This window comes from Kitasatospora sp. NPDC097605 (assembly GCF_040302725.1).
GTDB lineage: Bacteria > Actinomycetota > Actinomycetes > Streptomycetales > Streptomycetaceae > Kitasatospora.
This window is the reverse complement of sequence record NZ_JBEOSF010000006.1, coordinates 43,306-68,646: the sequence shown is the minus strand read 5'-3', so window position 1 is coordinate 68,646 and position 25,341 is coordinate 43,306. Positions and strand designations below refer to the sequence as shown.

Sequence of the window (25,341 nt, the reverse complement as noted above, 5' to 3'; positions counted from 1 at the left end):
CTGCGCGCGGTGATCCACCCGGAGGGCATGCTCCAGCGCCGGAGCGCCGAGCACTGGGCCGGCCGGCTCTACATGCGGAGCATCTCGCTGCGGATCACCCGGGTGCTGTCCACCGTGACGGCGATCACGCCCAACGGCCTGACGTACCTGATGATGGTCACCGGCATCCTGGCCGGCGCCGCGCTGATCGTGCCGGGGATCGCCGGCGCCGTCCTGGCGGCCCTGCTGATCCAGGTCTACCTGCTGCTGGACTGCGTGGACGGCGAGGTGGCCCGCTGGCGCCGGCAGACCTCGCTCACCGGCGTCTACCTGGACCGGGTCGGCCACTACATGTCCGAGGCGGCGCTGCTCACCGGCCTCGGCCTGCGCGCCACCGACCTGCTCCACCGCGAGGGCGCCGCCGCGCACTGGGAGTGGGCGTTCCTCGGCACCCTGGCCGCGCTCGGCGCGATCCTGATCAAGTCGGAGACCGACCTGGTCGACGTCGCCCGGGCCCGCAGCGGCATGACGGCGGTCGAGGACAGCGCCTCGGTGCCGCGCTCCTCCGGCGTCGCCAAGGCCCGCCGGGCCGCCTCGTTCCTCAAGTTCCACCGGCTGGTCGGCGCGGTCGAGGCCTCGCTGTTCATCCTGGCCGCGGGCGTCGCCGACGTCCTGCACGGGGGCCTGTTCCTCACCCGGATCGCGGTGGTCGTGCTGGCCGCGATCGCCATGCTGCAGACCGTGCTGCACCTGTTGAGCATCGTCCTGTCGAGCAGGCTGCGGTGAGCGGCGTGCGGGAGAGCGGGACGGCGGAGACCGAGACGACGGAGAGCACCGTGCAGACCAGCCCCACCGGCGCCGACGCCTTCCGGCTCGGCGCGGTGATCATCACCATGGGCAACCGCCCGGCCGAGCTGAACGCGCTGATCGAGTCGGTGCGCGCCCAGCAGGGCCCGGCCGTCGAGCTGGCCGTGGTCGCCAACGGCGCCCCGCTGCCCCCGCTCCCGGAGGGCGTGCGCACCGTCGAGCTGCCCGAGAACCTCGGCATCCCGGGCGGGCGCAACGTCGGCATCGAGCTGTTCGGCCCCGACGGCCGCGAGGTCGACGCGGTGCTGTTCCTGGACGACGACGGCCGGCTGCCCGGCACCGACGCGGCCCGCCTGCTGCGCGAGGCCTTCACCGACGACCCGGAGCTCGGCATCGTGAGCTTCCGGATCGCCGACCCGGACACCGGCGTCACCCAGCGCCGGCACGTGCCCCGGCTGCGCGCCAGCGACCCGCTGCGCTCCTCCCGGGTGACCACCTTCCTGGGCGGTGCGAGCGCGGTGCGCTGCGCCGTGTTCGAGAACGCCGGCCAGCTGCCCGCCGAGTTCTTCTACGCGCACGAGGAGACCGACCTCGCCTGGCGCGCGCTGGACGCCGGCTGGGCCATCGACTACCGGGCCGACGTGGTGCTCCACCACCCCACCACCTCGCCCGCCCGGCACGCCACGTACTTCCACAACGTGGCCCGGAACAGGGTCTGGCTCGCGAGGCGGAACCTTCCGGCCCTGTTGGTGCCTCTATACCTGGGAACCTGGTTCCTGCTCACGCTGGCCCGCCGGCCCTCCCCGGAGGCGTTCAAGGCCTGGCTGGGCGGGTTCAAGGCGGGCTGGCGCGAACCCTGCGGTGCGCGGCGGCCCATGCGATGGCGTACCGTGTGGCGCCTGACCCGGCTGGGCCGACCGCCGGTCATCTGATCCGTTCGACGACCGTACGGTAGGACGGTCGTCATGGCCGGTGGCCACACACCGGCCGCACTCCCCCCGATATCCGAGTGGATCGCCATCGGCGCAAGGCCGGCGGACCCCCGCCGACCGGCCCGCCCCGACGATCCCGCGCGAAGGACGAATGTGTCGACAGTGAGTGAACCCGTCAGCCTCTCAGCCCCGAGGGGGGCGGACGCGGGCCTGACCCCCAAGCAGCTTGCGGACAAGTACGGCCTGACGGTGAGCGGCAGACGGCCCGGCTTGTTCGCCTACAGCAAGCAGCTCTGGGCCCGCCGCCACTTCATCTGGGCCTTCGCCACGGCGCGCCTGGTGGCCCAGTACACCGACGCCAAGCTCGGCCAGATCTGGCAGGTCGTGACGCCGCTGCTGAACTGCGCGGTGTTCTACCTGGTCTTCGGCGAGATCCTGAGCAACAAGGACGACAACCCGTACTACGTCGCCTGGCTCTGCATCGGCGTCTTCATCTTCCAGTTCACCCAGAACGCCGTGCAGTCCGGCACCCGGGCGATCGCGGACAACCTCGGGCTGATCCGGGCGCTGCACTTCCCGCGCGCCTCGCTGCCGATCGCGTTCACCGTGATCCAGCTCCAGCAGCTGCTGATCTCGATGGTCGTGCTGTTCGCCGTGGTGCTGCTGAACGGGGTCGAGCCCGGCCGGACGTGGATCCTGGTGGTCCCCGCGCTGGTGCTGCAGTCGATGTTCAACACCGGTGTCGCCCTGATCTTCGCCCGGATCGGCGCCAAGACCAGCGACATCTCCCAGCTGATCCCGTTCGCGATGCGCGCCTGGCTGTTCCTGTCCGGTGTGATGTACAGCATCTCGGACAAGATCAAGGAGTGGCCGGAGTTCTGGCAGAAGGTGATGGAGCTCAACCCGGCCTCGGTCTACATCGACCTGGTCCGCCACGCGCTCGCGCCGATCATCTACAACAAGCACCAGGCGCAGTTCCTGGAGTTCCCGCCGCACCAGTGGAAGTACGGGATCGCCTGGGGTGTGGGCATGCTGGTCATCGGATACGTCTTCTTCTGGAAGGCTGAGGAGGAGTACGGCCGTGGCTGACACCGACCTGCGGGGGACCGACCTGGCCAAGGGCGTGGCGGACACCCGCCCGCGCCGCAAGGTGTTCGACGCCGACGTGGCCCGCGAGCCCACCGTCGTCGTCGACGACGTGCACATCGTCTACCGGGTGCACGGCGCCGGCTCCGGCAAGGGCAGCGCCACCTCGGCGCTCAGCCGGATCATCAGCCGCAAGCGCGGCTCCGGCGTGCGCGAGGTGCACGCGGTCAAGGGCGTCAGCTTCACCGCCTACAAGGGCGAGGCGATCGGCCTGATCGGCTCCAACGGCTCCGGCAAGTCCACCATGCTGGCGGCCATCGCCGGTCTGCTGCCGACCGAGAAGGGCGGCATCTACACCAACGGCCAGCCCTCGCTGCTCGGCGTCAACGCCGCGCTGATGAACGAGCTGACCGGTGAGCGCAACGTCGTCCTCGGCTGCCTCGCCATGGGCATGGCGCCGGCCGACGTGAAGCGCCGCTACCAGGACATCGTCGACTTCTCGGGCATCAACGAGAAGGGCGACTTCATCTCCCTGCCGATGCGCACCTACTCCTCCGGCATGGGCGCCCGGCTGCGCTTCGCGATCGCCGCCGCCAAGACCCATGACGTGCTGCTCATCGACGAGGCGCTGGCCACCGGTGACCAGGCCTTCCAGAAGCGCAGCAAGAGGCGGATCGAGCAGCTGCGCGAGGAGGCCGGTACGGTCTTCCTGGTCAGCCACGACAACGCGTCGATCCGCGAGACCTGCGAGCGGACCATCTGGATCGAGGCCGGCGAGCTGATCATGGACGGGCCGACCGAGGAGGTCGTCCGCCGCTACGAGCGCGGCGAGCGCCCGTAACGGGTACCGGACCGCGCGGCGGGGCCGGCTTCCGGAGGACGTCCGGGACCGGCCCCGCCGTCGTTCGTGCGCCCCCGGCCCGCCCCGCCGTGCCCCGGGTGGCCCGCCGCCGCCCGGGTGAGCGCCCCGTGCGCCGGGCGAGGCGCTCTTCTCCGGCGCGGCCGTTGGTGTCAGGCTGTAGGCGCGGGGGTGGTGTGCCGGACGTGACTCCCGTGATCGGACGCGTGTCCGACTCGGGCCGGTCGCCGGAGCGGTGTAGAACGGGGGAGTGACAGCAGTGTCGGCTTCGGCCCAGCCCAACAGTGATTCCCCGACCGGGGACGGCCACCCGGCGCGGGGTGCCGCGGGAGCGGCGACCCTCGCCAAGGCGAGCGCGGAGAACTTCCCGGTCGCCCCGTTCTTCCTGCCCGCCGCGTGGCGCGACGACCTCATGACGGTCTACGGCTTCGCCCGGCTGGTCGACGACGCCGGGGACGGCGACCTCGCCGACCCGGCCGGCACCGCCGCGCTGCTCGGCGTGCCCGCCCCGGCGCCCGCCACCGCGACCGCCGACGCCGGCCCGCACCGGCCCGGCCCCGAGGAGACCGCCTTCCGGCTCGCCCTGCTGGACGGCCTGGAGAGCGACCTCGACCGGGTCTTCGAGACGGCCCTCGCCCGCTCCCCGGCCGAGGAGCCCCGCCACCCGCTGATGCGTCCGCTGGTCCCGCTGGTCGACCGGCACGGCCTCACCCCGGAGCCGTTCCGCCGTCTGATCCAGGCCAACCGGGTCGACCAGACCACCGACCGCTACGCCACGTACGACGATCTCCGCGACTACTGCACGCTCTCCGCCGACCCGGTCGGCCGCCTGGTGCTCGCCATCGCCGGCGTCTCCACCCCCGAGCGGATCGCGATGTCCGACGCCGTCTGCACGGCCCTGCAGATCGTCGAGCACCTCCAGGACGTCGCCGAGGACCTCGCCCGCGGCCGGATCTACCTGCCCGCCGAGGACCTCGCGCGGTTCGGCGTCACCGAGCGGGACCTCGCCGCGCCGAGCGCCGGCCCCGCGGTACGCCGGCTGATCGCCTTCCAGGTGGACCGTGCCCGCACCCTGCTCGACCGCGGTGCGCCATTGGTAGGTACGGTTCGGGGGAGGCTTCGACTGCTCCTGGCGGGATTCACCGCAGGTGGCTACGCGGCCCTGGCGGCCGTCGAGGACGCCGGGTACGACGTACTCGCCCAGCAGGCGAAGCCGGACAAGCGCCGCCTCGCAGCGAAGGCGGCGGCCATCTTCGCGAAGGGAAGGTGAACGCCCGAGTGGCGGCATCACCACTGGCGTCGGCGCCGGTCATGGCGGCGTACCGGTACTGCGAGGCAGTGACCGGGCTGCAGGCCCGCAACTTCAGCTACGGCATCAGGCTGCTGCCGGAGCCGAAGCGGCTGGCCATGTCGGCCCTGTACGCGCTCGCGCGCCGGGTGGACGACATCGGCGACGGCGACCTCCCGGCGGACCGCAAGGCCGAGGCCCTGCTGCGCACCCGCGAGCTGCTGGACGAGATCCGGTCCGGCTCCGTCGCGGAGGACGACACCGACCCGATCAAGGTCGCGCTGGCGGACGCGGCCCGGCGGTTCCCGATCCCGCTCGGCGGCTTCGACGAGCTGATCGACGGGGTCGAGATGGACCTCAAGGGCGCCGAGTACCAGACGTACGAGGAGCTCAAGGTCTACTGCCGGTGCGTGGCCGGGGCGATCGGTCGGCTGTCGCTCGGCGTGTACGGCTGCGACGACCCCGAGCGCGGCGCCCGGTACGCCGACACCCTCGGCCTGGCGCTCCAGCTCACCAACATCCTGCGGGACCTGCGCGAGGACGCCCTGAACGGCCGCACCTACCTGCCGGCCGAGGACCTCGCCCGGTTCGGCTGCCAGGAGGGCTTCGCCCAGCCGCGGCCGCCGGTCGGCGCGGACTTCACCGGCCTGATCGCCTTCGAGGCGGCCCGCGCCCAGGCGGCCTTCGAGGAGGGCCTGCGGCTGCTGCCGATGCTGGACCGCCGCAGCCGGGCCTGCACCGCCGCGATGGCCGGCATCTACCACCGGCTGCTCGGCCGGATCGCCGCCGACCCCGAGTCGGTGCTGCGCGGGCGGGTGTCGCTGCCGGGCTGGGAGAAGGCGTATGTGGCGCTTTCCGGGCTCGCCGGGGGGCGTTCTTGATTCTTGCCACAGTTCTGTCACGCTGTGTCAGCGGGGAATCACTTCCGGGTAGAGCCCTGTTGACGGTTGAGCCGGATCCGACCGCACTGGTCCCGGGTCCGACCGCATGGACCACGGGCGCTCCGGTCACGACCGGACCGGGCGCGGGACGCGAGGGGGAGAGCCGATGACCGGGCGAGCCGACGCCGCGCGCCCGGCCGCCGTCGTGGTCGGCGGCGGCCTCGCGGGCATCACCGCCGCACTGCGGCTGGCCGAGGCCGGCCACCGGGTGACCCTCGCCGAGGGCCGCCCCCGGCTGGGCGGCCTGGCCTTCTCCTTCCAGCGCGGCGAGCTGACCGTCGACAACGGCCAGCACGTCTACCTGCGCTGCTGCACCGCCTACCGGGGCCTGCTGGAGCGGCTCGGCGCCAACCGGCTGGTGCACGTCCAGGACCGCCTGGAGGTGCCCGTGCTGGGCGTCTCCGGGCCCGCCGACGCGCCGGTGCGCACCCTCGGCCGGCTGGCGCGCGCCGCGCTGCCGGTGCCGCTGCACCTGGCCGGCAGCCTGGCCCGCTACCCGCACCTGGGCCCGGCCGACCGGGCCCGGGTGGTCCGCGGCGCCCTCGCGCTGCGCCGCCTGGACCTCGCCGACCCGGCGCTGGACGCGGTCTCCTTCGGGGACTGGCTGCGCCGTCAGGGCCAGAACGAGCGCACCCTCGCCGCGCTCTGGGACCTGGTCGGCGTGGCCACCCTGAACGCCCGGGCCGACCAGGTGTCGCTGGCGCTGGCCGCCATGGTGTTCAAGACCGGGCTGCTCTCCGACCCGGGGGCCTCCGACATCGGGACGGCCGCCGTCCCGCTCGGCGTGATCCACCACGACCGGGCGCTCGCCGAGCTGGAGCGCGCCGGCGTGAAGGTGCTGCTGCGCGCCCGGGTGAGCGAGCTCAAGCCCGCCGCCCCGCAGCACGCCGTCCGGCTGGAGGGCGTCGACGAGCCGCTCGCCGCCGAGACCGTGGTGCTGGCCGGAGCCCAGGACACCGCGGCGGCCCTGCTGCCGCCCGACGCGATCGCGGGGCAGGACCGGCTGGCCGGCTTCGGCACCGCGCCGATCCTCAACGTCCACGTGATCTACGACCGCCCGGTGCTGCGCCGGCCGTTCTTCGCCGCGCTCGGCTCGCCGGTCCAGTGGGTCTTCGACCGCACCGCGCACTCCGGCCTGGCCGGCACCGCGCTCGGCGCGGCCCACCCCGGCGCCCAGTACCTGGCGCTGTCGCAGTCCGCGGTGCAGGACGAGATCGACCTGCCGGTCGCCGAGCTGCGCCGCCGCTACCTGCCGGAGCTGGCCCGGCTGCTGCCCGCCGCCGGCGGGGCCGAGGTGCTGGACTTCTTCGTCACCAGGGAGCGCACCGCCACCTTCGACCCGGCCCCCGGAACGGCGGCGCTGCGGCCCGGCCCGCGCACCGCCGTCCCCGGCCTGCTGCTGGCCGGCGCGTGGACGGCCACCGGCTGGCCCGCCACCATGGAGGGGGCCGTGCGCAGCGGCCACGCCGCCGCCGACGCGGTCCTCGCCGCCGACGGCCGCCGCCGGCCCTCGGACCGCGGCGACGGGAGGTGGCCGCGGTGACCGGCGCCCCGCGCGCCGGGGACCGCGGCGAGCCCGCCAGAGCGGGCGTTCACCCGTTCGGTCCCGGCGGCGCGACCGTCCTTGCCGGCCGTGGCCCCACCGGCCGCACCACCACCGCCAGCGTCCGGCCGTCCCACGCGGCCAGGCACCACCAGGGAGAGGGAACGTACGTGGAGTCACGCATCGGCACGGCCGTCGGAGGCACGGCACATGCCGAACCGGTCTCGGTGCCGGAGCTGCTCAACCGCACCCGCGCGCTCTGCACCCCGCCGCTGAGGGCCGCCGTCGCCCGACTGGCGGCACCCATGGACACCGTCGCGGCCTACCATTTCGGCTGGATCGACCGGGACGGCACGCCGGTCGCGGGGGACGGCGGCAAGGCCGTCCGCCCGGCCCTGGCCCTGCTCTCGGCCCAGGCGGCCGGCGCCCCGGCCGAGGCCGGCGTGCCCGGAGGGGTCGCTGTTGAACTGGTGCACAACTTCTCCCTGCTCCATGATGATCTGATGGACGGTGACGAGACCCGGCGCCACCGGGCCACCGCCTGGACGGTCTTCGGCCCGGCCCAGGCGATCCTGGTCGGTGACGCCCTGGCGACGCTGGGTACCGAGGTGCTGCTCGACGCCGCGAGCACCGGCGGCGCCAGCGCCACCGACGCCGCGCGCGCCGTCCGGCTGCTCAACACCGCCAGCCGACGGCTGATCGACGGCCAGGCGATGGACGTCGCCTTCGAGCAGCGCGACACCGTCACCGTCGCCGAGTGCCTGGAGATGGAGGGCGGCAAGACCGCCGCGCTGCTCTCCGCCGCCTCGGCGCTGGGAGCCGTCCTGGCCGGCGCCGACGACCGGGCCGCCGACTCCCTGCAGCGCTTCGGCGAGCACCTGGGCCTGGCCTTCCAGGCGGTGGACGACCTGCTCGGCATCTGGGGCGCCACCGAGGTCACCGGCAAGCCGCACTGGGGCGACCTGCGCCAGCGCAAGAAGTCCCTGCCGGTCGCCGCCGCCCTCGCCGAGGGCGGCGAGGCCTCCCGCGAACTGGCCGAACAGCTCGCCGACCCCACGGGGCGCGGCGAGGAGAGCGAGACCGAGCTCGCCGCCCGCGCCCTGCTGATCGAGAAGGCCGGCGGGCGCGCCTGGACCCAGGAGGAAGCCCGCCGCCAGCACACGACTGCCCTCGCCGCCCTGGACGAGGTGCCCATGCCCGATGTGGTGCGCGAGCACTTCGTCGCACTCGCCGAATTCGTGGTGGTACGAGAGAGGTGACGTTACGTTGACAGCAACCGCGGACGGCCGGCTCGACCCTGAGTACGATTCCGAGCCGGTCGCGGTGGGAGGCCTCCCCCCGGCGCTGCTGAGCGCCGGGCGGTGGCAGCCCGAGGGATCCGCCCCGGACGCCCCGGCCGGCCGGACCGATCAGCAGCAGGACGGGGCCGCCTCCGCCGAGGAGGCGCTGGCCCGCGCCACCACGCACCTGCTCTCCCTGCAGAGCTCCGAAGGGTGGTGGAAGGGCGATCTGGAGACCAACGTCACCATGGACGCCGAGGACTTACTGCTCCGGCAGTTCCTCGGGATCCTCACCGAGGAGCAGACGAAGGCCACCGCCGAGTGGATCCGCTCCCAGCAGCGCGAGGACGGCACCTGGTCCACCTTCCACGGAGGCCCGGCCGAGCTCTCCACCACCGTCGAGGCGTACGTCGCCCTGAAGCTCGCGGGCGACGACCCGAACGCCCCGCACATGCTGGCCGCCGCCCGCTGGATCCGCTCCGCCGGCGGCATCGCCGCCTCCCGGGTGTTCACCCGGATCTGGCTCGCGCTCTTCGGCTGGTGGCCCTGGGAGCGGCTGCCCGAGATGCCGCCCGAGATCATGTTCCTGCCGAAGTGGCTCCCGCTGAACATCTACGCCTTCGGCTGCTGGGCCCGGCAGACCATCGTCCCGCTGACCATCGTCTCCGCGCACCGCCCGGTCCGCCCGGCCCCCTTCCCACTGACCGAGCTGCACACCGACCCGGACGACCCCTTCCCCGCCCGGCCGCTCGCCCCCGCCACCAGCTGGGACGGCCTGTTCGAACGCCTCGACAAGGTCCTGCACGCCTACCACCGGCGCGCGCTGCGCCCGCTGCGCCGGCTGGCGGTCTCCCAGGCCTGCCGCTGGATCGTCGAACGCCAGGAGGCCGACGGCTGCTGGGGCGGTATCCAGCCGCCCGCCGTCTACTCGCTGATCGCCCTGCACCTGGAGGGCTACGAGCTCGACCACCCGGTGATGCGCGCCGGCCTCGCCTCCTTCGACCGCTTCACCGTGCACACCCCCGACGGCCGGCGCTGGCTGGAGGCCTGCCAGTCCCCGGTCTGGGACACCTGCCTGGCCACCATCGCCCTGGTCGACGCCGGCCTGCCGGCCGACCACCCGGCGCTGGTCTCCGCCGTCGACTGGATGCTCGCCGAGGAGATCACCAAGCGCGGCGACTGGTCGGTCCAGCGGCCCTCGCTCGCGCCCGGCGGCTGGGCCTTCGAGTTCGAGAACGACACCTACCCGGACATCGACGACACCGCCGAGGTGGTGCTCGCGCTGCGCCGGGTCGCCCACCCCGACCCCGCCAAGGTGGCCGCCTCCGTCGACCGGGGCGTGCGCTGGAACCTCGGCATGCAGTCCAAGAACGGCGCCTGGGGCGCCTTCGACGTCGACAACACCAGCACCCTGCCGAACAAGCTGCCGTTCTGCGACTTCGGCGAGGTCGTCGACCCGCCGTCCGCGGACGTCACCGCGCACGTCGTGGAGATGCTCGCCGAGGTCGGCCGGGCGCACGACCCGCGCACCCGGCGCGGCGTCGAATGGCTGCTGCGCAACCAGGAGGCGGACGGCTCCTGGTTCGGCCGCTGGGGCACCAACTACATCTACGGCACCGGCTCGGTGCTGCCGGCGCTGGTCGCGGCCGGCGTCCCGGCCGAGCACCCGGCGATCCGCCGGGCGGTGCGCTGGCTGGAGGACCGCCAGAACACCGACGGCGGCTGGGGCGAGGACATGCGCTCCTACGACGACCCCGAGCGCTGGGCCGGGCGCGGCGAGTCCACCGCCTCGCAGACCGCGTGGGCGCTGATGGCGCTGCTCGCGGCCGGCGAGGGACCGGACGGCCGGGCCAACCCGGCGGTGGAGCGCGGCGCCGACTGGCTGGTGCGCACCCAGCTGCCCGAGGGCACCTGGGACGAACCCCAGTTCACCGGCACCGGCTTCCCCTGGGACTTCTCCATCAACTACCACCTCTACCGGCTGGTGTTCCCCGTCACCGCGCTCGGCCGCTACCTGCACGGCAACCCCGCCACCGGCCACCCGGCCGGCGGACCGGCGGCGATCGGGGCGTCCCGGTGACCGCTTCCCCGCTGCTGGTCCTCTGCGCGCTCGGCCCCGAGGTGTGGGCGCTGCGCGGCGGGGACTGGCGCGGCGGGGCGGGCGGCCCGCCCGTCGTGGTGCGGACCGGGGTCGGCCGGCGGCGGGCCTCACTCGCCGTCAGGAGGCTGCTCACCGCCGCCCCCGGCGGCTACGGGGCCGTCGTGGTGGCGGGCTTCGGCGCCGCCGTCGCGCCGGGAATAGCGCCCGGTGAGGTGATCGTCGCCGACGGAGTGCGCGACGCCGAGGGCAACCACTACGCCGTCGACTCCGGCCCGGCGCTCACCCGGGCCCTCACCGTGCGCGGCCTGACCGCGCACACCGGTGTGCACCACACCGCCGACCACGTGGTGCGCGGCCTGGAACGGCGGGCCCTGCACCTCCAGGGCGCGCTCGCGGTCGACATGGAGGCCGCCGCCGTGCTGGCCGCCCTGCGCGAGCTGCGCCCCGACCTGCCCGCGGCGGTCCTGCGGGTCGTGGTCGACACGCCCGAGCGCGAGCTGCTGCGCCCGGGCACCCTGCCGGCCGGCGTCCGCGCCTGGCGGACGCTGCGCTCCACGGTGCCCGCCCTGGTCGACTGGCACCTTCGCAACGACCGGTCGGCGCGCGGCCGCCCCGCGCCGACCGCCCTCGACCACCCCACATCCTCGACGCTCCCCCAGGAGGCGAGCTAGCCATGGCCATGCCGCTGCGCCAGACCGTGCGGGTCGGCACCTACCTCATGCAGCAGAAGCTGAAGCGACGCGACAAATTCCCGCTGATCGTCGAACTGGAACCGCTCTTCGCCTGCAACCTGGCCTGCGAGGGGTGCGGCAAGATCCAGCACCCGGCGGGCGTGCTCAAGCAGCGGATGCCGGTCGCCCAGGCGGTCGGCGCGGTCCTGGAGTCGGGCGCCCCGATGGTCTCCATCGCCGGCGGCGAGCCGCTGATGCACCCGCAGATCGACGAGATCGTCCGGCAGCTGGTCGAGCGCCGCAAGTACGTCTTCCTCTGCACCAACGCGCTGCTGCTGCGCAAGAAGCTGGACAAGTTCACGCCCTCGCCGTACTTCACCTTCACCGTGCACATCGACGGGCTGCGCGAGCGGCACGACGCCTCGGTGGCCAAGGAAGGCACCTTCGACGAGGCGGTGGCGGCGATCAAGGAGGCCAAGCGGCGCGGCTTCCGGGTGACCACCAACTCCACCTTCTTCAACACCGACACCCCGCAGACCATCATCGACGTGCTCGACTACCTCAACGACGACCTCAAGGTCGACGAGATGATGATCTCCCCGGCGTTCGCCTACGAGAAGGCGCCCGACCAGGAGCACTTCCTCGGCGTCGAGCAGACCCGCGAGCTGTTCCGCAAGACCTTCGCCGGCGGCCGGCGCCGGCGCTGGCGGCTCAACCACAGCCCGCTCTTCCTGGACTTCCTGGAGGGCAAGGTCGACTTCGAGTGCACCGCCTGGGGCATCCCCAACTACTCGCTGTTCGGCTGGCAGCGGCCCTGCTACCTGATGGCCGACGGCTATGTGCCGACCTACCGGGAGCTGATCGAGAAGACCGACTGGGACAAGTACGGCCGCGGCAAGGACGCCCGCTGCGCCAACTGCATGGCGCACTGCGGCTACGAGCCGACCGCCGTCCTCGCCACCATGGGCTCCCTCAAGGAGTCCCTGCGGGCGATCACCGAGACCGTCGGCTCCAGCGGCAGCCGCTGAGCGGACCCGTCGGCGGCCGGCGCACCCCGCCGGCCGCCCCGTCCGGCCCGGGCCGCCGACCCGGGCCGGACCACCCCGCGCGGCACGGCCACGGCGGGGGCACCAGCGCACCGCTCCGAGTCGTGAGGTGAAAGCCATGTCACTGCTCTCCAGCGTCACATCCCCGGCGGACCTGCGAACCCTCCCGGCCGCCGAGCTGCCCCGGCTCGCCGACGAGATCCGCGACTTCCTGATCGACGCCGTCACCCGCACCGGCGGCCACCTCGGGCCCAACCTCGGCGTCGTCGAACTGACCATCGCGCTGCACCGGGTCTTCGACTCCCCGCGCGACCGGATCGTCTGGGACACCGGCCACCAGAGCTACGTCCACAAGCTGCTCACCGGCCGCCAGGACTTCTCCCGGCTGCGATCCAAGGGCGGCCTGTCCGGCTACCCCTCCCGCGCCGAGTCCGAGCACGACCTCGTCGAGAACTCGCACGCCTCCACCGCCCTCTCCTACGCCGACGGCCTGGCCAAGGCCAACCAGCTGCTCGGCAGGGACGACCCGGTGGTGGCCGTGATCGGCGACGGCGCGCTCACCGGCGGCCTCGCCTGGGAGGCGCTCAACAACATCGCCGCCGCCAAGGACCGGCCGCTGGTCATCGTCGTCAACGACAACGAGCGCTCCTACGCCCGCACCATCGGCGGCCTCGCCAACCACCTCGCCGCGCTGCGCACCACCCAGGGCTACGAGCGCTTCCTGTCCTGGGGCAAGGACGCGCTGCAGCGCACGCCGGTGGTCGGCCAGCCGATCTTCGACGCGCTGCACGGCGCCAAGAAGGGCTTCAAGGACGCCTTCGCCCCGCAGGGCATGTTCGAGGACCTCGGACTGAAGTACCTCGGCCCGATCGACGGCCACGACCTCGCCGCGCTGGAGTCCGCGCTCACCAAGGCGCGCGGCTTCGGCGGCCCGGTCATCGTGCACTGCCTCACCGTCAAGGGCCGCGGCTACCGGCCCGCCGAGCAGGACGAGGCCGACCGCTTCCACGCCGTCAACCCGATCGACCCCTACACCTGCCTGCCGATCTCGCCCAGCGACGGCGTCTCCTGGACCTCGGTCTTCGGCGACGAACTGCTGACCCTCGGCGCCGAGCGGCCGGACGTGGTGGCGATCACCGCGGCGATGCTCCAGCCGGTCGGGCTGGCCCCGTTCGCCAAGGCCTACCCGGAGCGCACCTTCGACGTCGGCATCGCCGAGCAGCACGCCGTCACCAGCGCGGCCGGCCTGGCCACCGGCGGGCTGCACCCGGTGGTGGCGGTGTACGCGACCTTCCTCAACCGGGCCTTCGACCAGGTGCTGATGGACGTCGCCCTGCACAAGCTGGGCGTCACCTTCGTGCTCGACCGCTCCGGCGTCACCGGCAACGACGGCGCCTCGCACAACGGCATGTGGGACCTGTCGATCCTGCAGGTCGTCCCCGGCCTGCGGCTCGCCGCCCCGCGCGACGCCGACCAGCTGCGCGCCCAGCTGCGCGAGGCCGTCGAGGTCAAGGACGCCCCGACCGTGGTCCGCTTCCCCAAGGGCACCGTCGGCCCGGCCGTGCCCGCCGTCGAGCGGATCGGCGGCGTGGACGTCCTGCTGCGCACCGGGGAGGCGCCGCAGATCCTGCTGGTCGCCGTCGGCAGCATGGCCGGCGCCGCCCTGGACGCGGCCCGGCTGCTGCTCGCCGAGGGGTTCACCGCGACCGTCGTCGACCCGCGCTGGGTCAAACCGGTCGACCCGGCGCTGCCCGCCCTCGCCGCCGCCCACCGGCTGGTGGTCACCGTCGAGGACAACGGCCGCGCCGGTGGGGTCGGCTCGGCGGTCGCCCAGGCGCTGCGGGACGCGGACGTGGACGTCCCGGTGCGGGTGCTGGGCCTGCCGCAGGAGTTCCTCGGGCACGCCGCGCGCGGCGAGATCCTGGAGGAGACCGGGCTGACCGGCACCGGGGTCGCCGCCCAGACCGCCGCCTTCGCCAAGCACCTGCTTCCGGCCCGAGGACTACCGGACCGGGGACTTCCGAACCGAGGAGCGAACCAGCACCATGCCGGCTGACCCCGACAGCACCGAGCGCCTTGACCGTACCGGCCTCCCGGAGCCCGTCGACCGCGTCGACGGCGCCGGGCGGACCGGGCCGCGCTTCGACCTGGCCGCCCTGCTCGCCGAGCGCGGCGGCGAGCGGTACGAGCTGCAGAGCCGCTATCTGAACCCGCAGCTGTCCCGGATGCTGCACACCATCGGCTTCGACAAGTACTACGAGCGGGCCGAGGGGCAGTACTTCTACGACGCCGAGGGCAACGAGTACCTCGACATGCTGGCCGGTTTCGGCATCTTCGCGCTCGGCCGCCACCACCCGGTGGTCCGCTCGGCCGTCCAGCAGGTGATGGACCTCGACCTGCCGGACCTGGTCCGCTTCGACTGCTCGCCGCTGCCCGGCCTGCTCGCCGAGCGGCTGCTCTCCCACGCGCCCGGCCTGGACCGGGTGTTCTTCGGCAACAGCGGCACCGAGGCGGTGGAGACCGCGCTCAAGTTCGCCCGGTACGCCACCGGCCGCAAGCGGATCCTCTACGCGGACCACGCCTTCCACGGGCTGACCACCGGCTCGCTCTCGGTCAACGGGGAGAGCGGGTTCCGCAAGGGCTTCGACCCGCTGCTGCCGGACACCGCGATCCCGCTCGGCGACCTCGCGGCGCTGGCCAAGGAGCTGAAGCGCGGCGACGTCGCGGCGCTGATCGTCGAGCCGATCCAGGGCAAGGGCGTGCACGCCACCCCGCCCGGCTGGCTGCGGGCCGCCCAGGAGCTGCTGCACGACCACAAGGCGCTGCTGATCTGCGACGAGGTGCAGACCGGGATCGGGCGCACCGGGGACTTCTTCGCCTACCAGCACGAGGACGGGGTGCTGCCGGACCTGGTCTGCGCGGCCAAGGCGCTGTCCGGGGGCTATGTGCCGGTCGGGGCGACCCTCGGCAAGGGCTGGATCTTCGAGAAGGTGTACTCCTCGATGGACCGGGTGCTGGTGCACTCGGCCAGCTTCGGCTCCAACGCGCAGGCGATGGCGGCCGGCCTGGCGACCCTGGAGGTCATCCGGGACGAGCGGGTGGTGGAGAACGCCCGCAAGGTCGGCGACCACTTCCGCGAGCGGCTGACCGCGCTGGTCGACCGCTACGAGCTGCTCGCCGAGGTGCGCGGGCGCGGGCTGATGATCGGCATCGAGTTCGGCCGGCCGAAGTCGCTGAAGCTGCGGACCGGCTGGACGGCGCTCCAGGCGGCCCGCAAGGGGCTGTTCGCCCAGATGGTGGTGGTCCCGCTGCTCCAGCGGCACCGGATCCTCACCCAGGTGTCCGGGGACCACCTGGAGGTGATCAAGCTGATCCCGCCGCTGATCATCACGGAGCGGGACGTGGACCGGTTCATGGCGGCCTTCACCGAGGTGATGGACGACGCGCACCGGGGGAGCGGCCTGATGTGGGACTTCGGGCGGACGCTGGTGAAGCAGGCGGTCAGCAACCGCTGAGGGAGTGCCGCCGCCGTTCGCGGGGTGCTGTTCACGGGGTGCCGCTGTTCACGGGGTGGGAGGCCGGGGGCCGGCTTCCCACCCCGCGGGAGACACCGCGTCAGAGTTCGGTCCGGCGGCGCCGGACGACGATGACGAGGTCGACGACGGCGAACAGGGTGAGGAGCCCGCAGGCCACCGCGAAACCGGTGAGGGTGCCCCGGCTCGGCGCGCCGAACGCGGGGGCGTTCGCGGCCCAGTAGGCGAAGCCCGCGGTGGCCAGGGCGAACAGCGGGGTGAAGGCCAGCGAGAGCAGGTAGCGCAGCTTGAGGTCGCTGCGGGCGGTGGTGGGCTCGGTGCCGCTGCGCCACCGGCGCGGGGTGGTGGCGGGCATCCGCGGTCACCTCCCGGTCGTCCGTGTCGTCCCTGTCGTCCCTGTCGTCCGGATCGTCCGGGCCCGTGCGGCCGGATCCGTTCCGGCGGTCTACGATTCCAGCGTACGTCCGCCGGACGAGCCGGGGAGGGCCGATGACGGACACGGACGCGGAGGGCTACGCGGGGCTGCGGGTCGAGCGGGCCGAGGAGCTGGCCCGCCGGCACGGCTGGGCCTCGGTGCGGGTGCTGCCGCAGGGGGCGGCGATGACCATGGACTACCGGGAGGGGCGGCTCAACCTCGCGGTGCGCGACGGCGTGGTGGTGCGCAGCTGGGAGGGCTAACCGCTCCTCCGCCGGGTGAGCCGGCGCTCGGCGGCGAGCACCAGGGGTTCCAGCAGCGGGAGCGAGAGCAGCACGAGCAGGCCGGCGGCCCAGCCGGCCAGCACGTCGGTGACCCAGTGGGTGCCCAGGTAGACCGTGGTGAGGCCGACCGACCAGGCGGTGGCGGCCGCGAGCAGCGCGCCGGTGCGCCGCCAGCGGGCCGCCAGGTAGGCGAGCACGCCCCAGGTGACCACGGCGTTCGCGGTGTGCCCGGAGGGGAAGATGGTGCCGCCGGAGAAGAGCCCGGGTGAGCCGATGTAGTGGGCGTAGTGCGGGCCGAGCCGGCCGGTGACGATCTTGACCCCGCCGACCGTGAGGTTGAGCAGCAGCAGGGCGGCGCCCATCACCAGCAGCGGCCGGACCCGGCCCAGCCGGCGGGCGCGCCAGCCGAGCCAGGTGAAGGCGGCGAGCGCGGAGGGCCCGCGCTGACCGGCCACCACCCAGGTGTCGAGCAGCGGCTGCAGGCCGGGCCAGTGCTCGGAGGGGCGGTACAGCCGTATCTTCCAGTCGAGGTCGACCAGTGAGGTGTCGAGCAGGACGGCGGCGGCCACCAGCAGGTAGCCGAGCGCGGCCAGGGCCAGCAGGGCGGTCTGCCGGCGGGTGAGGGGTGGCCGGGCCGGCCCGCGGGGGCGGGGCCCGCGAGGGGTGGGACGACGGCGTTCGCGGCGGGTGGTCAGGTGCTCCGGGCGGTGCGGCAGTTCACTCGGCGCTTGCACGGCGGTGAACCTACCCAGCAACGCAGCGTGATTCCCGGCCTGATTCGGAATTCCCGGCAAAGCCGTTCTCCGATCGGCCCAGGTCCGTTTCAGGACGATCCAAAGACGTTTTCAGATCGAATGTCCGTAAGGGGTTCGTGTGCTTTTTCCCAAGTCCGGGCAAAAAGAACGGGGCGGGAGACCGGCCGCGCCGGTTCCCACCCCGTGGTAACCCTGTGTAGGTTCGGTGGCTCAGTCGAGGGGGCCGCCGGCCACGTAGACCACCTGGCCGGAGACGAAGCCGGCGCCCTCCGAGGCGAAGAAGGAGATGGCGTGGGCCACGTCCTCCGGCACGCCGACCCGCTGGACCGGGATCTGGGTGGCGGCGGCGGCCTTGAAGTCCTCGAAGTCCATGCCGACCCGGGCGGCGGTGGCGGCGGTCATGTCGGTGGCGATGAAGCCGGGGGCGACCGCGTTGGCGGTGATGCCGAACTTGCCGAGCTCGATCGCCAGGGTCTTGGTGAAGCCCTGCAGACCGGCCTTGGCGGCGGAGTAGTTGGCCTGGCCGCGGTTGCCCTGGGCGGACGAGGACGAGAGGTTGACGATGCGTCCGAAACCGGCGTCCACCATGTGCTTCTGGACCGCCCGGGTCATCAGGAACGCGCCGCGCAGGTGCACGTTCATGACCGTGTCCCAGTCCGATTCGGTCATCTTGAAGATCAGGTTGTCGCGCAGCACGCCCGCGTTGTTGACGAGCACGACCGGGGCGCCGAGCTCGCCGGCGATCCGCTCGACGGCGGCCTGGACCTGTCCGGCGTCCGAGACGTCGGCGCCGACCGCGAGGGCGCGGCCGCCGGCGGCGGTGATCCGCTCGACGGTCTCCCGGCCGGCCGACTCCTCCAGGTCGAGGACGGCCACGGCGTAGCCGTCGGCGGCCAGCCGTACGGCGGTGGCGGCGCCGAGTCCGCGCGCGGCGCCGGTGACGACGGCGACCCGGGGGGTGGTGGTCTGCTCGGTCATGCTCGGTCTCGTCTCTCTCGGGGTCATCGGAGTCTTCGGAGTAATCGGGCGTTGTTGCAGGTCAGTTGCAGGTGACCGGGGCTCGCAGCCGGCCGGCCCGGCACCGGTCGCGCTCCGGGGCCGGGCCGCCGGCCGGCAGGGCACCGGTCCGGGGTCCAGGGAACTCCCAGGAAGCACTCGGGCGGCACCCGGGATCATCGGTCGCCCCGGGGTCCCGATCCGTCCCGGTGGCCACACCCTACCGGCGGGTAGGGGGTGCGGCCAGGGCGAAGGCGCAGGTGACCGTGGGTAAGGACCGACCGGTCGGCTTTCTCCTGCGAACGGGTTACCGGCTGGTCGGCGCGGCGCGTAAATATGCCAATGTTGCCGAACCTGCGTCTACTATCCGCCCCTGCCTGCCAGCGAGGGCCTGCCGTTTGTATAGTGTCCGCCAGCAGCCACCGGCTGCACGGCTGGAGCGCCCTCCCTCACAGCGGGACGCCCACTCGCCGTTACTGCCCCACCCGGGTGTCCCACACACACCGGGTGTGACATCGGGACGGATACATGGTGCTGGGGGAGATCCCGACGACCCGCGTGTCCGCGCGACTGCAGCAGTCGCCCGGACACCTCATCCGCGTTGCACAGCAGGTCCACACCCGCCTGTGGTCCGAACACGTCGGAGCCGATCTCACGGCTCCGCAGTTCGCGGTCCTGCTGGTGCTCGCCCTCGAACCGGGCGCTGACCAGCGCACGGTCGGCGAGCGTGCCTCGCTCGACAAGGCCACGATGGCCGAGATGGTCGCCCGGCTGGTCCGGCGCGGCCTGGTGCTGCGGCGCCGAGACCCGGCCGACGGCCGGCGCAAGCTGCTCGCTCTCTCGCAGAGCGGCGCCCAGGCTGTCCGCGAGGCCACCGGCGGAGTGGTCCGCGTGCAGCGCACGCTCTTCGAGCCGCTCACTCCGGAGGAGCAGCTGGAGATCGTCCGCGTGATGGCCAAGATAGCCAGACTGGAACCGGCTCAGGTCGCCGTCCTCACGGACGCGCGACCGATGCTGGACGCCCAGCGGGCGATCGGCTACCTCATCCGGGTGAGCCAGCAGGTGCACACCAAGCTCTGGTCGGAGCACGTCGGTTCGGAGCTGACGGCGCCGCAGTACGCGGTGCTGGACGCCCTCGAACTGGAGCCGGGCGCCGACCAGCGCACGGTGGGCGAGCTGGCCTCGCTGGACAAGGCCACGATGGCCGAGATGGTCAGCCGGCTGGTCCGGCGCGGCCTGGTCCAGCGTCGCCGCGACCCCTCGGACGGCCGGCGCAACCTGCTCTCGCTCTCACCGGCGGGACAGGACCTGCTGCACCGTTCGGCCGCGGGGGTGGCCCAGGTGCAGCAACTGCTGCTGGCGCCGCTGGAGGAGGACGAGCACGAGGCCGCGCTCGCGCTGATCGCCAAGGCGGCCCGGCTCTAGCCGGAACGTCACGGCGGTCCGCCAAAACGATTCACCAGTCGGCCGCCGGTCGGTCGCCAGTCGTCCGCCGGCCGACCCGAGCCCGCTGACCCCGGGCCGGTGACGGCTCTCGCAGGTCAACACGGCGAAGGCCGCCCACCCCGCTCGGGGAGGGCGGCCTTCGCCGTGTTGACGTACGGTCGGGCGGCCGGGGCCGCCGGGCCGGTCAGTTCCAGTCGAACTCCTGCGGGTCCGGACCGATCCGGGTGCCGGTGGCGATCCCGGCGATCGCGGCGAGGTCCTCGGCGTCCAGCTCGAAGCCGGCGACGTCCAGGTTCTCCTTGATCCGCGCCGGGGTGACCGACTTCGGGATCGCGATGACGCCGTTCTGCAGGTGCCAGCGGAGCACCACCTGGGCGACGGTGCGGCCGTGCTTCGCGGCGATCCGCGCGAGCTCCGGCTCGGCCAGCAGCTCCTTGCCCTGGCCGAGCGGGCTCCACGCCTCGGTGGCGATGCCGTGCCCGGCGTGGAAGGCGCGCAGCTCCTCCTGCGGGAAGTACGGGTGCAGCTCGACCTGGTTCAGCGCCGGCAGGAGCGAGGACTCCTCGGCGAGCCGGGTGAGCTGCTCGGTGCCGAAGTTGGAGACGCCGACCGAGCGGACCCGGCCGTCGGCCTTCAGCTGCTCCAGCGCCTTCCAGACGTTGAGGTAGCTGCCGTGCATCGGGCGCGGCCAGTGGATGAGGTAGAGGTCGAGGTAGTCCAGGCCGAGCCGGTCGAGCGAGGCGTCGAACTCGCGCAGCACCGCGTCGCGGCCCTGCTCGCCGGACCAGTCGCGGGTGCCGGAGTTCCACAGCTTGGTGGTGATGTAGAGGTCCTCGCGGGCGACGCCGCCGGCCAGGGCCTCGGCGATCGCCTTGCCGGTGCCGGCCTCGTTCTCGTAGATCGCGGCGGTGTCGATCGAGCGGTAGCCGGCCTCGATCGCGCTGCGGACGGCGGCGGTGGCCTCCGCGTCCGGCACCTGCCAGACCCCGAAGCCGAGCTGGGGGATCCGGGTGCCGTCGTTGAGCGTGACGCTGGGGATGTTGCTCACGGAAGGAGTGCCCTCTCCTGGTCGTCCCTGTGGTTCCGATGGGGCAACCGGCGCGATGGCCGGAAATGTTCCCCGGTCTGGGAATTTTCCGACGCCTGCTACCGGCGCGTGCATAACCCTACGGCGTCGGCCGGGTCCCCGGAAAACCTGTTGCGCAGGTCACATCCGAGTTGGCACGCTCGCTGCCATGACCTCCTGACGACCCACGGCCGTGACCATACCGGCCGTCTCCGCACCCTCCGCCCGCACCGCCCCGCAACGGAGCGTCATGCTGCTCAAAACCCTCCCCCTGGCCGATCCCGGCCGTCCCGACCTCTCCTCCCCGGTCGCCTTCCTGCGCTGGCTCCAGCGCGGCCAGCGGCGCGGGCAGGTGCTCGCCACCTGCTGGTCGCTGCTGGAGCTGGGCTGCCAGGCCGCCCTGCCGCTGCTGGTCGGCCTCGGCGTCCAGGCCGTCGTCGACGGCGACTCCGGCGCCCTGTGGCGGGCCGGAGCGCTCGCCCTGGCGATGACCGCGGTGTCCGCGCTCGCCACCGTCCTGCTGCACCGCCAGGCGGTCTGGAACTGGATCCACGCGGCCTGCCAGGTCCGTCAGCTGGTCGCCCGTCAGGCCTCCCACCTCGGCTCCGGGCTGTCCCGGCGGATCGCCACCGGCGAGATCGTCGCGGTCGGCAGCGGGGACGTCGAGAAGATCGGCTGGTACGTCGAACTCGTCGCCCGGCTGCGCGGCGCCGTCGCCGTCTGGCTGGGGGTCGGCGCCGCGGTGCTGGCCGTCGAACCGGTGCTCGGACTGGCCGTGCTGCTCGGGGTGCCCGTGCTCGCCGTCTCGGTCTGGCCGCTGCTCGGGCCGCTCGAGCGCCGCTACACCGAGCAGCGCGCCCTCGGCGGCAAGGCCACCGAGCTGGCCGCCGACACGGTGGCCGGGCTCCGGGTGCTGCGCGGCATCGGCGGCGAGGAGCTCTTCCTCGACCGCTACCGGCGGGCCTCCCAGAAGGTCCGCGCCGCGGCCGTCCGCTCGGCCCGGATCTGGTCCCTGATGCAGGCCCAGCAGGTGCTGCTGCCCGGTCTCTTCGTCGTCGGCGTCACCTGGTACGGCGCCCACCTGGCGGCTGACGGGCGGATCTCGGTCGGCACCCTGGTCGCCGTCTACGGCGCCATCGCGTTCCTCGCCGCGCCGCTGCGGATCATCGGCGAGGCGGCGCACGCCTGGAGCGTGGCCCGGGTCTCCGCCGGGCGCGCGGTCCGGGTGCTCGCGCTCGCCCGGACGGACGGCGCCGGGGCCGGCTCGCTCGCCGACCCGGCGCGCTCCGACCTGTTCGACCCGGTCACCGGGCTGACCGTCCGGGCCGGCGAGCTGACCGCCGTGGTCTGCGGCGACCCGGACTTCGCCGGCGCGCTCGCCGAACGGCTCGGCGGGCACGTCCCGGTGGGCGAGGACGAGCGGCCGGGGCCGTCCGTGCGGCTCGGCGGCACCGAGCTGGACGCCGTCCCGCTGGCCGAGGCGCGGGCCGCGGTGCTGGTGCACGACAAGGAGCCGGTGCTGCTCTCCGGCACCCTGGCGGCGCTCTTCGACATCCCCGCCTCCGGCCGGGTCGACCCGTGGGACGCGCTCGCCGCCGCCCGGGCGCAGGACGTGCTCGACGCCCTGGCGGACGCTTCGGCGGCCCCGGCTGTAGGGGGTGCCGGAGCGCCGGGTGCCGGCGGCGGGTCCGAGCGCCCGGCGGCCGGTCCGGGAGCCCCGGAGGCCGCGACAGGGGGAACCGTCATGGCGGCGGAGATCACCGAGCGGGGGCGGTCGCTGTCCGGTGGGCAGCGGCAGCGGTTGGCGCTGGCCCGCTCGTTGCTGGCCGACCCGCCGGTGCTGGTGCTGGACGAGCCGACCAGCGCGGTCGACGCGCACACCGAGTCCCGGATCGCCGCCGGGTTGCGGAAGAACCGCGAGGGGCGCACCACGGTGGTCTTCGCCACCAGCCCGCTGCTGCTCGACCAGGCGGACCGGGTGGTGCTGGTCCGCGACGGCCGGGTGGCCGCGGCCGGCGTCCACCGCGAGCTGATGCGCGGTGAGCCGGCCTACCGGGCGGTGGTCACCCGTGCGGAGGATCCGGAGCCGGCGGGGGCACCGCCGGCCCGTACCAGTACCACCCGGACCGGTTCGAGGAGTGACGCATGAAGCCCCCCGTCCACCGGGAGCAGGGACCGGCCACCACCCTGCCGGTCGGCTCCCCGGCCGCCGTGCGCGACTACCTGCGGCTGCTGGCCCGGCGTCACCGGGGCGCCTTCGCCGCGGTGGTCGGGCTGCACACGGTGGCCACCACGGCGGCGCTGGTCGGCCCCTGGGTGCTCGGCACGCTCGTCGAGTCGCTGGCCACCGGCACCGCGGAGTCCACCATCGCGGTCGCCGTGGCGTGGTACCTGCTCGCGCTCGCGGTGCAGTCCGCCTTCACCTGGGGCTCGCGGCTGCGCGGCGCGGTGCTCGGCGAGCGGGTGCTGGCCGACCTGCGGGAGGACTTCCTGGTCCGCTCGGTGGCGCTGCCGACCGGCGTCCTGGAGCGGGCCGGGACGGGCGACCTGGTCTCCCGGGGCACCACCGACATCGACCGGCTGGACAAGTCGGTGCGCGAGGCGGTGCCGGAGCTGGCCGTGGCGGTCGTCACGCTGCTGCTGGTGTTCGGCGCGCTGGTGGTCACCTCGCCGCTGCTCGCGCTCACCTCGCTGATCGGCCTGCCGCCGCTGCTGGCCTCCTCCCGCTGGTACTTCCGGCGCGCCCCGCAGTCCTACCGCCACGAGTCGGCGGGGTACGCGGCGGTGAACTCCGTCCTGGCCGAGACGGTCGACGCCGGACGGACCGTCGAGGCGCTGCGGCTGGGCGAGCAGCGGGTCCGGCTGGCGGACCGCAAGCTGGGGGAGTGGATCGCCTGGGAGCGGTACACGCTCTGGCTGCGCTCGCTCTGGTTCCCGACCATCGACGCGGCCTACACGCTGGCCGTGCTGGGTCCGCTGGTGCTCGGCGGGCTGCTCGCCCTGCGGGGTTCGATCACCGTGGGCCAGCTGACCACCGGGGTGCTCTACGCCCAGGCGATGGCGGCGCCGGTCGACCGGATCCTGCGCTGGTACGACGAGCTGCAGATCGGCCAGGCCTCGCTGGCCCGGCTGGTCGGCGTGCACGAGGTGCCGCGGGCACGGAGCGACGAGGAGGTCCGGCCGAGCGGGCGGCGGGTCGAGGCGCGGGACGTGCGCTTCGGCTACCGGGAGGGAGCCGACGTGCTGCACGGCATCAGCCTGGACGTCGCCCCCGGCAGCCGGGTGGCGCTGGTCGGGCCGTCCGGGGCGGGCAAGTCCACCCTGGGCCGGCTGCTGGCCGGGATCTACGCGCCCGGCCGGGGCAGTGTGACGCTCGGCGGGGCGGCGCTGTCGCTGATGCCGGCCGAGCGGGTGCGTGCCGAGGTCGCGCTGGTCAACCAGGAGCACCACGTCTTCGTCGGGACGCTGCGCGACAACCTGCGGCTGGCCGCGCCGGACGCCGACGACGCCGAGCTGCGCCGGGCGCTGGACGCGGTGGACGCCGGGGCGTGGGTGGACGCGCTGCCGGCCGGGCTGGACACCGAGGTCGGCTCCGGCGGCACCGTGCTGACGCCGCCGCAGGCCCAGCAGCTGGCGCTGGCCCGGCTGGTGCTGGCCGATCCGCACACCCTGGTGCTGGACGAGGCCACCTCGCTGCTGGACCCGCGGGCGGCCCGGCACCTGGAGCGTTCGCTCTCCCGGGTGCTGGAGGGCCGGACGGTGATCGCCATCGCGCACCGGCTGCACACCGCGCACGACGCGGATGTGATCGCGGTGGTCGAGGACGGGCGGATCAGCGAGTACGGCAGCCATCCCGAGCTGGTGGCGGCCGGCGGCCCGTACGCGGCGCTCTGGAGGTCCTGGCGCGACGAACGCTGACGAAGGCTGACGAACGCTGACGGAGGGTGACGGGCGGTGAACCCGCACGGGACGAAGTCGACCCGTGCGGGTCCTCCCGGCCGCGCATCCGGGCAAATGCCCCCAATCACCCTCAGAATGCTGGGGTGACCAAGATTTCGGACTCCTCGGGTACCAGGCGCAGCGAGATCGGTGGGATTCCCACCCGCTACATCGGCATCGGCGTCATCGTCGTGCTCGCCGCGTGGTTCCTGTTCGCCAACCTCGACAAGGTGAAGATCCAGTTCTGGGTGTTCACCGTGACCGCCCCGCTCTGGATCGCGCTGCTGGCCACCCTGGTCGCCGGCGTGGCGCTCGGCTGGCTGCTGAAGGGCCGGCGCGGTAAGTGAGCGCCGCCGCCGAGCCGCCGCCCGCCC

22 protein-coding genes are annotated in these 25,341 nt (G+C 73.7%); 18 read left to right on the top strand and 4 right to left on the bottom strand.

The window, feature by feature from the left end:
* The first annotated feature begins 27 nt into the window (after positions 1-27).
* From ABTX81_RS09165 to ABTX81_RS09105, 13 genes are all read left to right on the top strand, one after another.
* Positions 28-765, top strand: coding sequence for a CDP-alcohol phosphatidyltransferase family protein (locus ABTX81_RS09165; protein ID WP_350542810.1), 738 nt, complete (start codon positions 28-30; stop codon positions 763-765).
* A gap of 107 nt (positions 766-872) precedes the next feature.
* On the top strand, positions 873-1,718 hold the full coding sequence (locus ABTX81_RS09160; RefSeq protein WP_350542808.1) for a glycosyltransferase family 2 protein: 846 nt from the start codon (positions 873-875) through the stop codon (positions 1,716-1,718).
* 153 nt (positions 1,719-1,871) lie between these two features.
* Positions 1,872-2,807 (top strand): ABC transporter permease, encoded by a 936-nt coding sequence (locus tag ABTX81_RS09155; RefSeq protein ID WP_350542587.1) that lies wholly within the window; start codon positions 1,872-1,874, stop codon positions 2,805-2,807.
* A 34-nt stretch (positions 2,808-2,841) separates the two neighbouring features.
* Positions 2,842-3,645: an ABC transporter ATP-binding protein gene (locus ABTX81_RS09150; RefSeq protein WP_502892738.1), complete on the top strand. Its 804-nt coding sequence runs from the start codon at positions 2,842-2,844 to the stop codon at positions 3,643-3,645.
* A 277-nt stretch (positions 3,646-3,922) separates the two neighbouring features.
* On the top strand, positions 3,923-4,933 hold the full coding sequence (gene hpnC, locus ABTX81_RS09145) for a squalene synthase HpnC (protein WP_350542805.1): 1,011 nt from the start codon (positions 3,923-3,925) through the stop codon (positions 4,931-4,933).
* Between the two features lie 41 nt (positions 4,934-4,974).
* The gene (gene hpnD, locus ABTX81_RS09140; protein ID WP_350542804.1) at positions 4,975-5,832 is read left to right on the top strand and encodes a presqualene diphosphate synthase HpnD; all 858 of its coding nucleotides are present in this window, start codon (positions 4,975-4,977) and stop codon (positions 5,830-5,832) included.
* 166 nt (positions 5,833-5,998) lie between these two features.
* Positions 5,999-7,435 (top strand): hydroxysqualene dehydroxylase HpnE, encoded by a 1,437-nt coding sequence (hpnE, locus tag ABTX81_RS09135; RefSeq protein ID WP_350542586.1) that lies wholly within the window; start codon positions 5,999-6,001, stop codon positions 7,433-7,435.
* A 170-nt stretch (positions 7,436-7,605) separates the two neighbouring features.
* The gene (locus ABTX81_RS09130) at positions 7,606-8,694 is read left to right on the top strand and encodes a polyprenyl synthetase family protein (protein ID WP_502892731.1); all 1,089 of its coding nucleotides are present in this window, start codon (positions 7,606-7,608) and stop codon (positions 8,692-8,694) included.
* A 7-nt stretch (positions 8,695-8,701) separates the two neighbouring features.
* On the top strand, positions 8,702-10,795 hold the full coding sequence (gene shc, locus ABTX81_RS09125; protein ID WP_350542585.1) for a squalene--hopene cyclase: 2,094 nt from the start codon (positions 8,702-8,704) through the stop codon (positions 10,793-10,795).
* The gene (locus ABTX81_RS09120; protein ID WP_350542584.1) at positions 10,792-11,487 is read left to right on the top strand and encodes a phosphorylase family protein; all 696 of its coding nucleotides are present in this window, start codon (positions 10,792-10,794) and stop codon (positions 11,485-11,487) included. Before shc ends, ABTX81_RS09120 begins: the two co-directional genes overlap by 4 nt.
* 2 nt (positions 11,488-11,489) lie before the next feature.
* Positions 11,490-12,515, top strand: a complete 1,026-nt coding sequence (hpnH, locus tag ABTX81_RS09115) for an adenosyl-hopene transferase HpnH (RefSeq protein ID WP_350542583.1) — start codon at positions 11,490-11,492, stop codon at positions 12,513-12,515.
* Between the two features lie 136 nt (positions 12,516-12,651).
* Positions 12,652-14,589 (top strand): 1-deoxy-D-xylulose-5-phosphate synthase, encoded by a 1,938-nt coding sequence (dxs, locus tag ABTX81_RS09110; protein ID WP_350542582.1) that lies wholly within the window; start codon positions 12,652-12,654, stop codon positions 14,587-14,589.
* Positions 14,579-16,048, top strand: coding sequence for an aspartate aminotransferase family protein (locus ABTX81_RS09105; protein ID WP_350542581.1), 1,470 nt, complete (start codon positions 14,579-14,581; stop codon positions 16,046-16,048). Before dxs ends, ABTX81_RS09105 begins: the two co-directional genes overlap by 11 nt.
* 100 nt (positions 16,049-16,148) lie before the next feature.
* Here ABTX81_RS09105 and ABTX81_RS09100 read toward each other — a convergent pair whose 3' ends face one another.
* Entirely contained in the window at positions 16,149-16,421 is a 273-nt protein-coding gene (locus tag ABTX81_RS09100; protein WP_350542580.1) for a DUF6343 family protein, read from the bottom strand.
* A 134-nt stretch (positions 16,422-16,555) separates the two neighbouring features.
* Between ABTX81_RS09100 and ABTX81_RS09095 the strand changes: the two genes are divergently transcribed.
* Positions 16,556-16,744: an I78 family peptidase inhibitor gene (locus tag ABTX81_RS09095; protein ID WP_030392181.1), complete on the top strand. Its 189-nt coding sequence runs from the start codon at positions 16,556-16,558 to the stop codon at positions 16,742-16,744.
* On the opposite strand, the gene ABTX81_RS09090 is transcribed toward ABTX81_RS09095, so the two are convergent.
* Both ABTX81_RS09090 and fabG read right to left on the bottom strand, forming a co-directional pair.
* Positions 16,741-17,499, bottom strand: coding sequence for a phosphatase PAP2 family protein (locus ABTX81_RS09090; RefSeq protein ID WP_350542579.1), 759 nt, complete (start codon positions 17,497-17,499; stop codon positions 16,741-16,743). The genes ABTX81_RS09095 and ABTX81_RS09090 overlap by 4 nt on opposite strands.
* A 231-nt stretch (positions 17,500-17,730) precedes the next feature.
* Positions 17,731-18,498, bottom strand: coding sequence for a 3-oxoacyl-ACP reductase FabG (gene fabG / locus ABTX81_RS09085; RefSeq protein WP_350542578.1), 768 nt, complete (start codon positions 18,496-18,498; stop codon positions 17,731-17,733).
* A 576-nt stretch (positions 18,499-19,074) separates the two neighbouring features.
* On the opposite strand from fabG, the gene ABTX81_RS09080 reads away from it, so the two are divergent.
* Positions 19,075-19,941, top strand: a complete 867-nt coding sequence (locus tag ABTX81_RS09080) for a MarR family winged helix-turn-helix transcriptional regulator (RefSeq protein ID WP_350542577.1) — start codon at positions 19,075-19,077, stop codon at positions 19,939-19,941.
* A 205-nt stretch (positions 19,942-20,146) separates the two neighbouring features.
* Here ABTX81_RS09080 and ABTX81_RS09075 read toward each other — a convergent pair whose 3' ends face one another.
* Positions 20,147-21,010, bottom strand: coding sequence for an aldo/keto reductase (locus ABTX81_RS09075; RefSeq protein WP_350542576.1), 864 nt, complete (start codon positions 21,008-21,010; stop codon positions 20,147-20,149).
* A gap of 268 nt (positions 21,011-21,278) precedes the next feature.
* Here ABTX81_RS09075 and ABTX81_RS09070 point away from each other — a divergent pair, with 268 nt between their 5' ends.
* The 3 genes from ABTX81_RS09070 (at position 21,279) to ABTX81_RS09060 (ending at position 25,314) form a co-directional block, all read left to right on the top strand.
* Entirely contained in the window at positions 21,279-23,177 is a 1,899-nt protein-coding gene (locus ABTX81_RS09070; RefSeq protein WP_350542575.1) for an ABC transporter ATP-binding protein, read from the top strand.
* A complete protein-coding gene (locus ABTX81_RS09065; RefSeq protein WP_350542574.1) occupies positions 23,174-24,946 on the top strand; it encodes an ABC transporter ATP-binding protein in 1,773 nt (590 codons plus the stop codon). Before ABTX81_RS09070 ends, ABTX81_RS09065 begins: the two co-directional genes overlap by 4 nt.
* A gap of 125 nt (positions 24,947-25,071) precedes the next feature.
* Entirely contained in the window at positions 25,072-25,314 is a 243-nt protein-coding gene (locus ABTX81_RS09060; protein ID WP_344337169.1) for a LapA family protein, read from the top strand.
* The last annotated feature ends 27 nt before the right edge of the window (positions 25,315-25,341 follow it).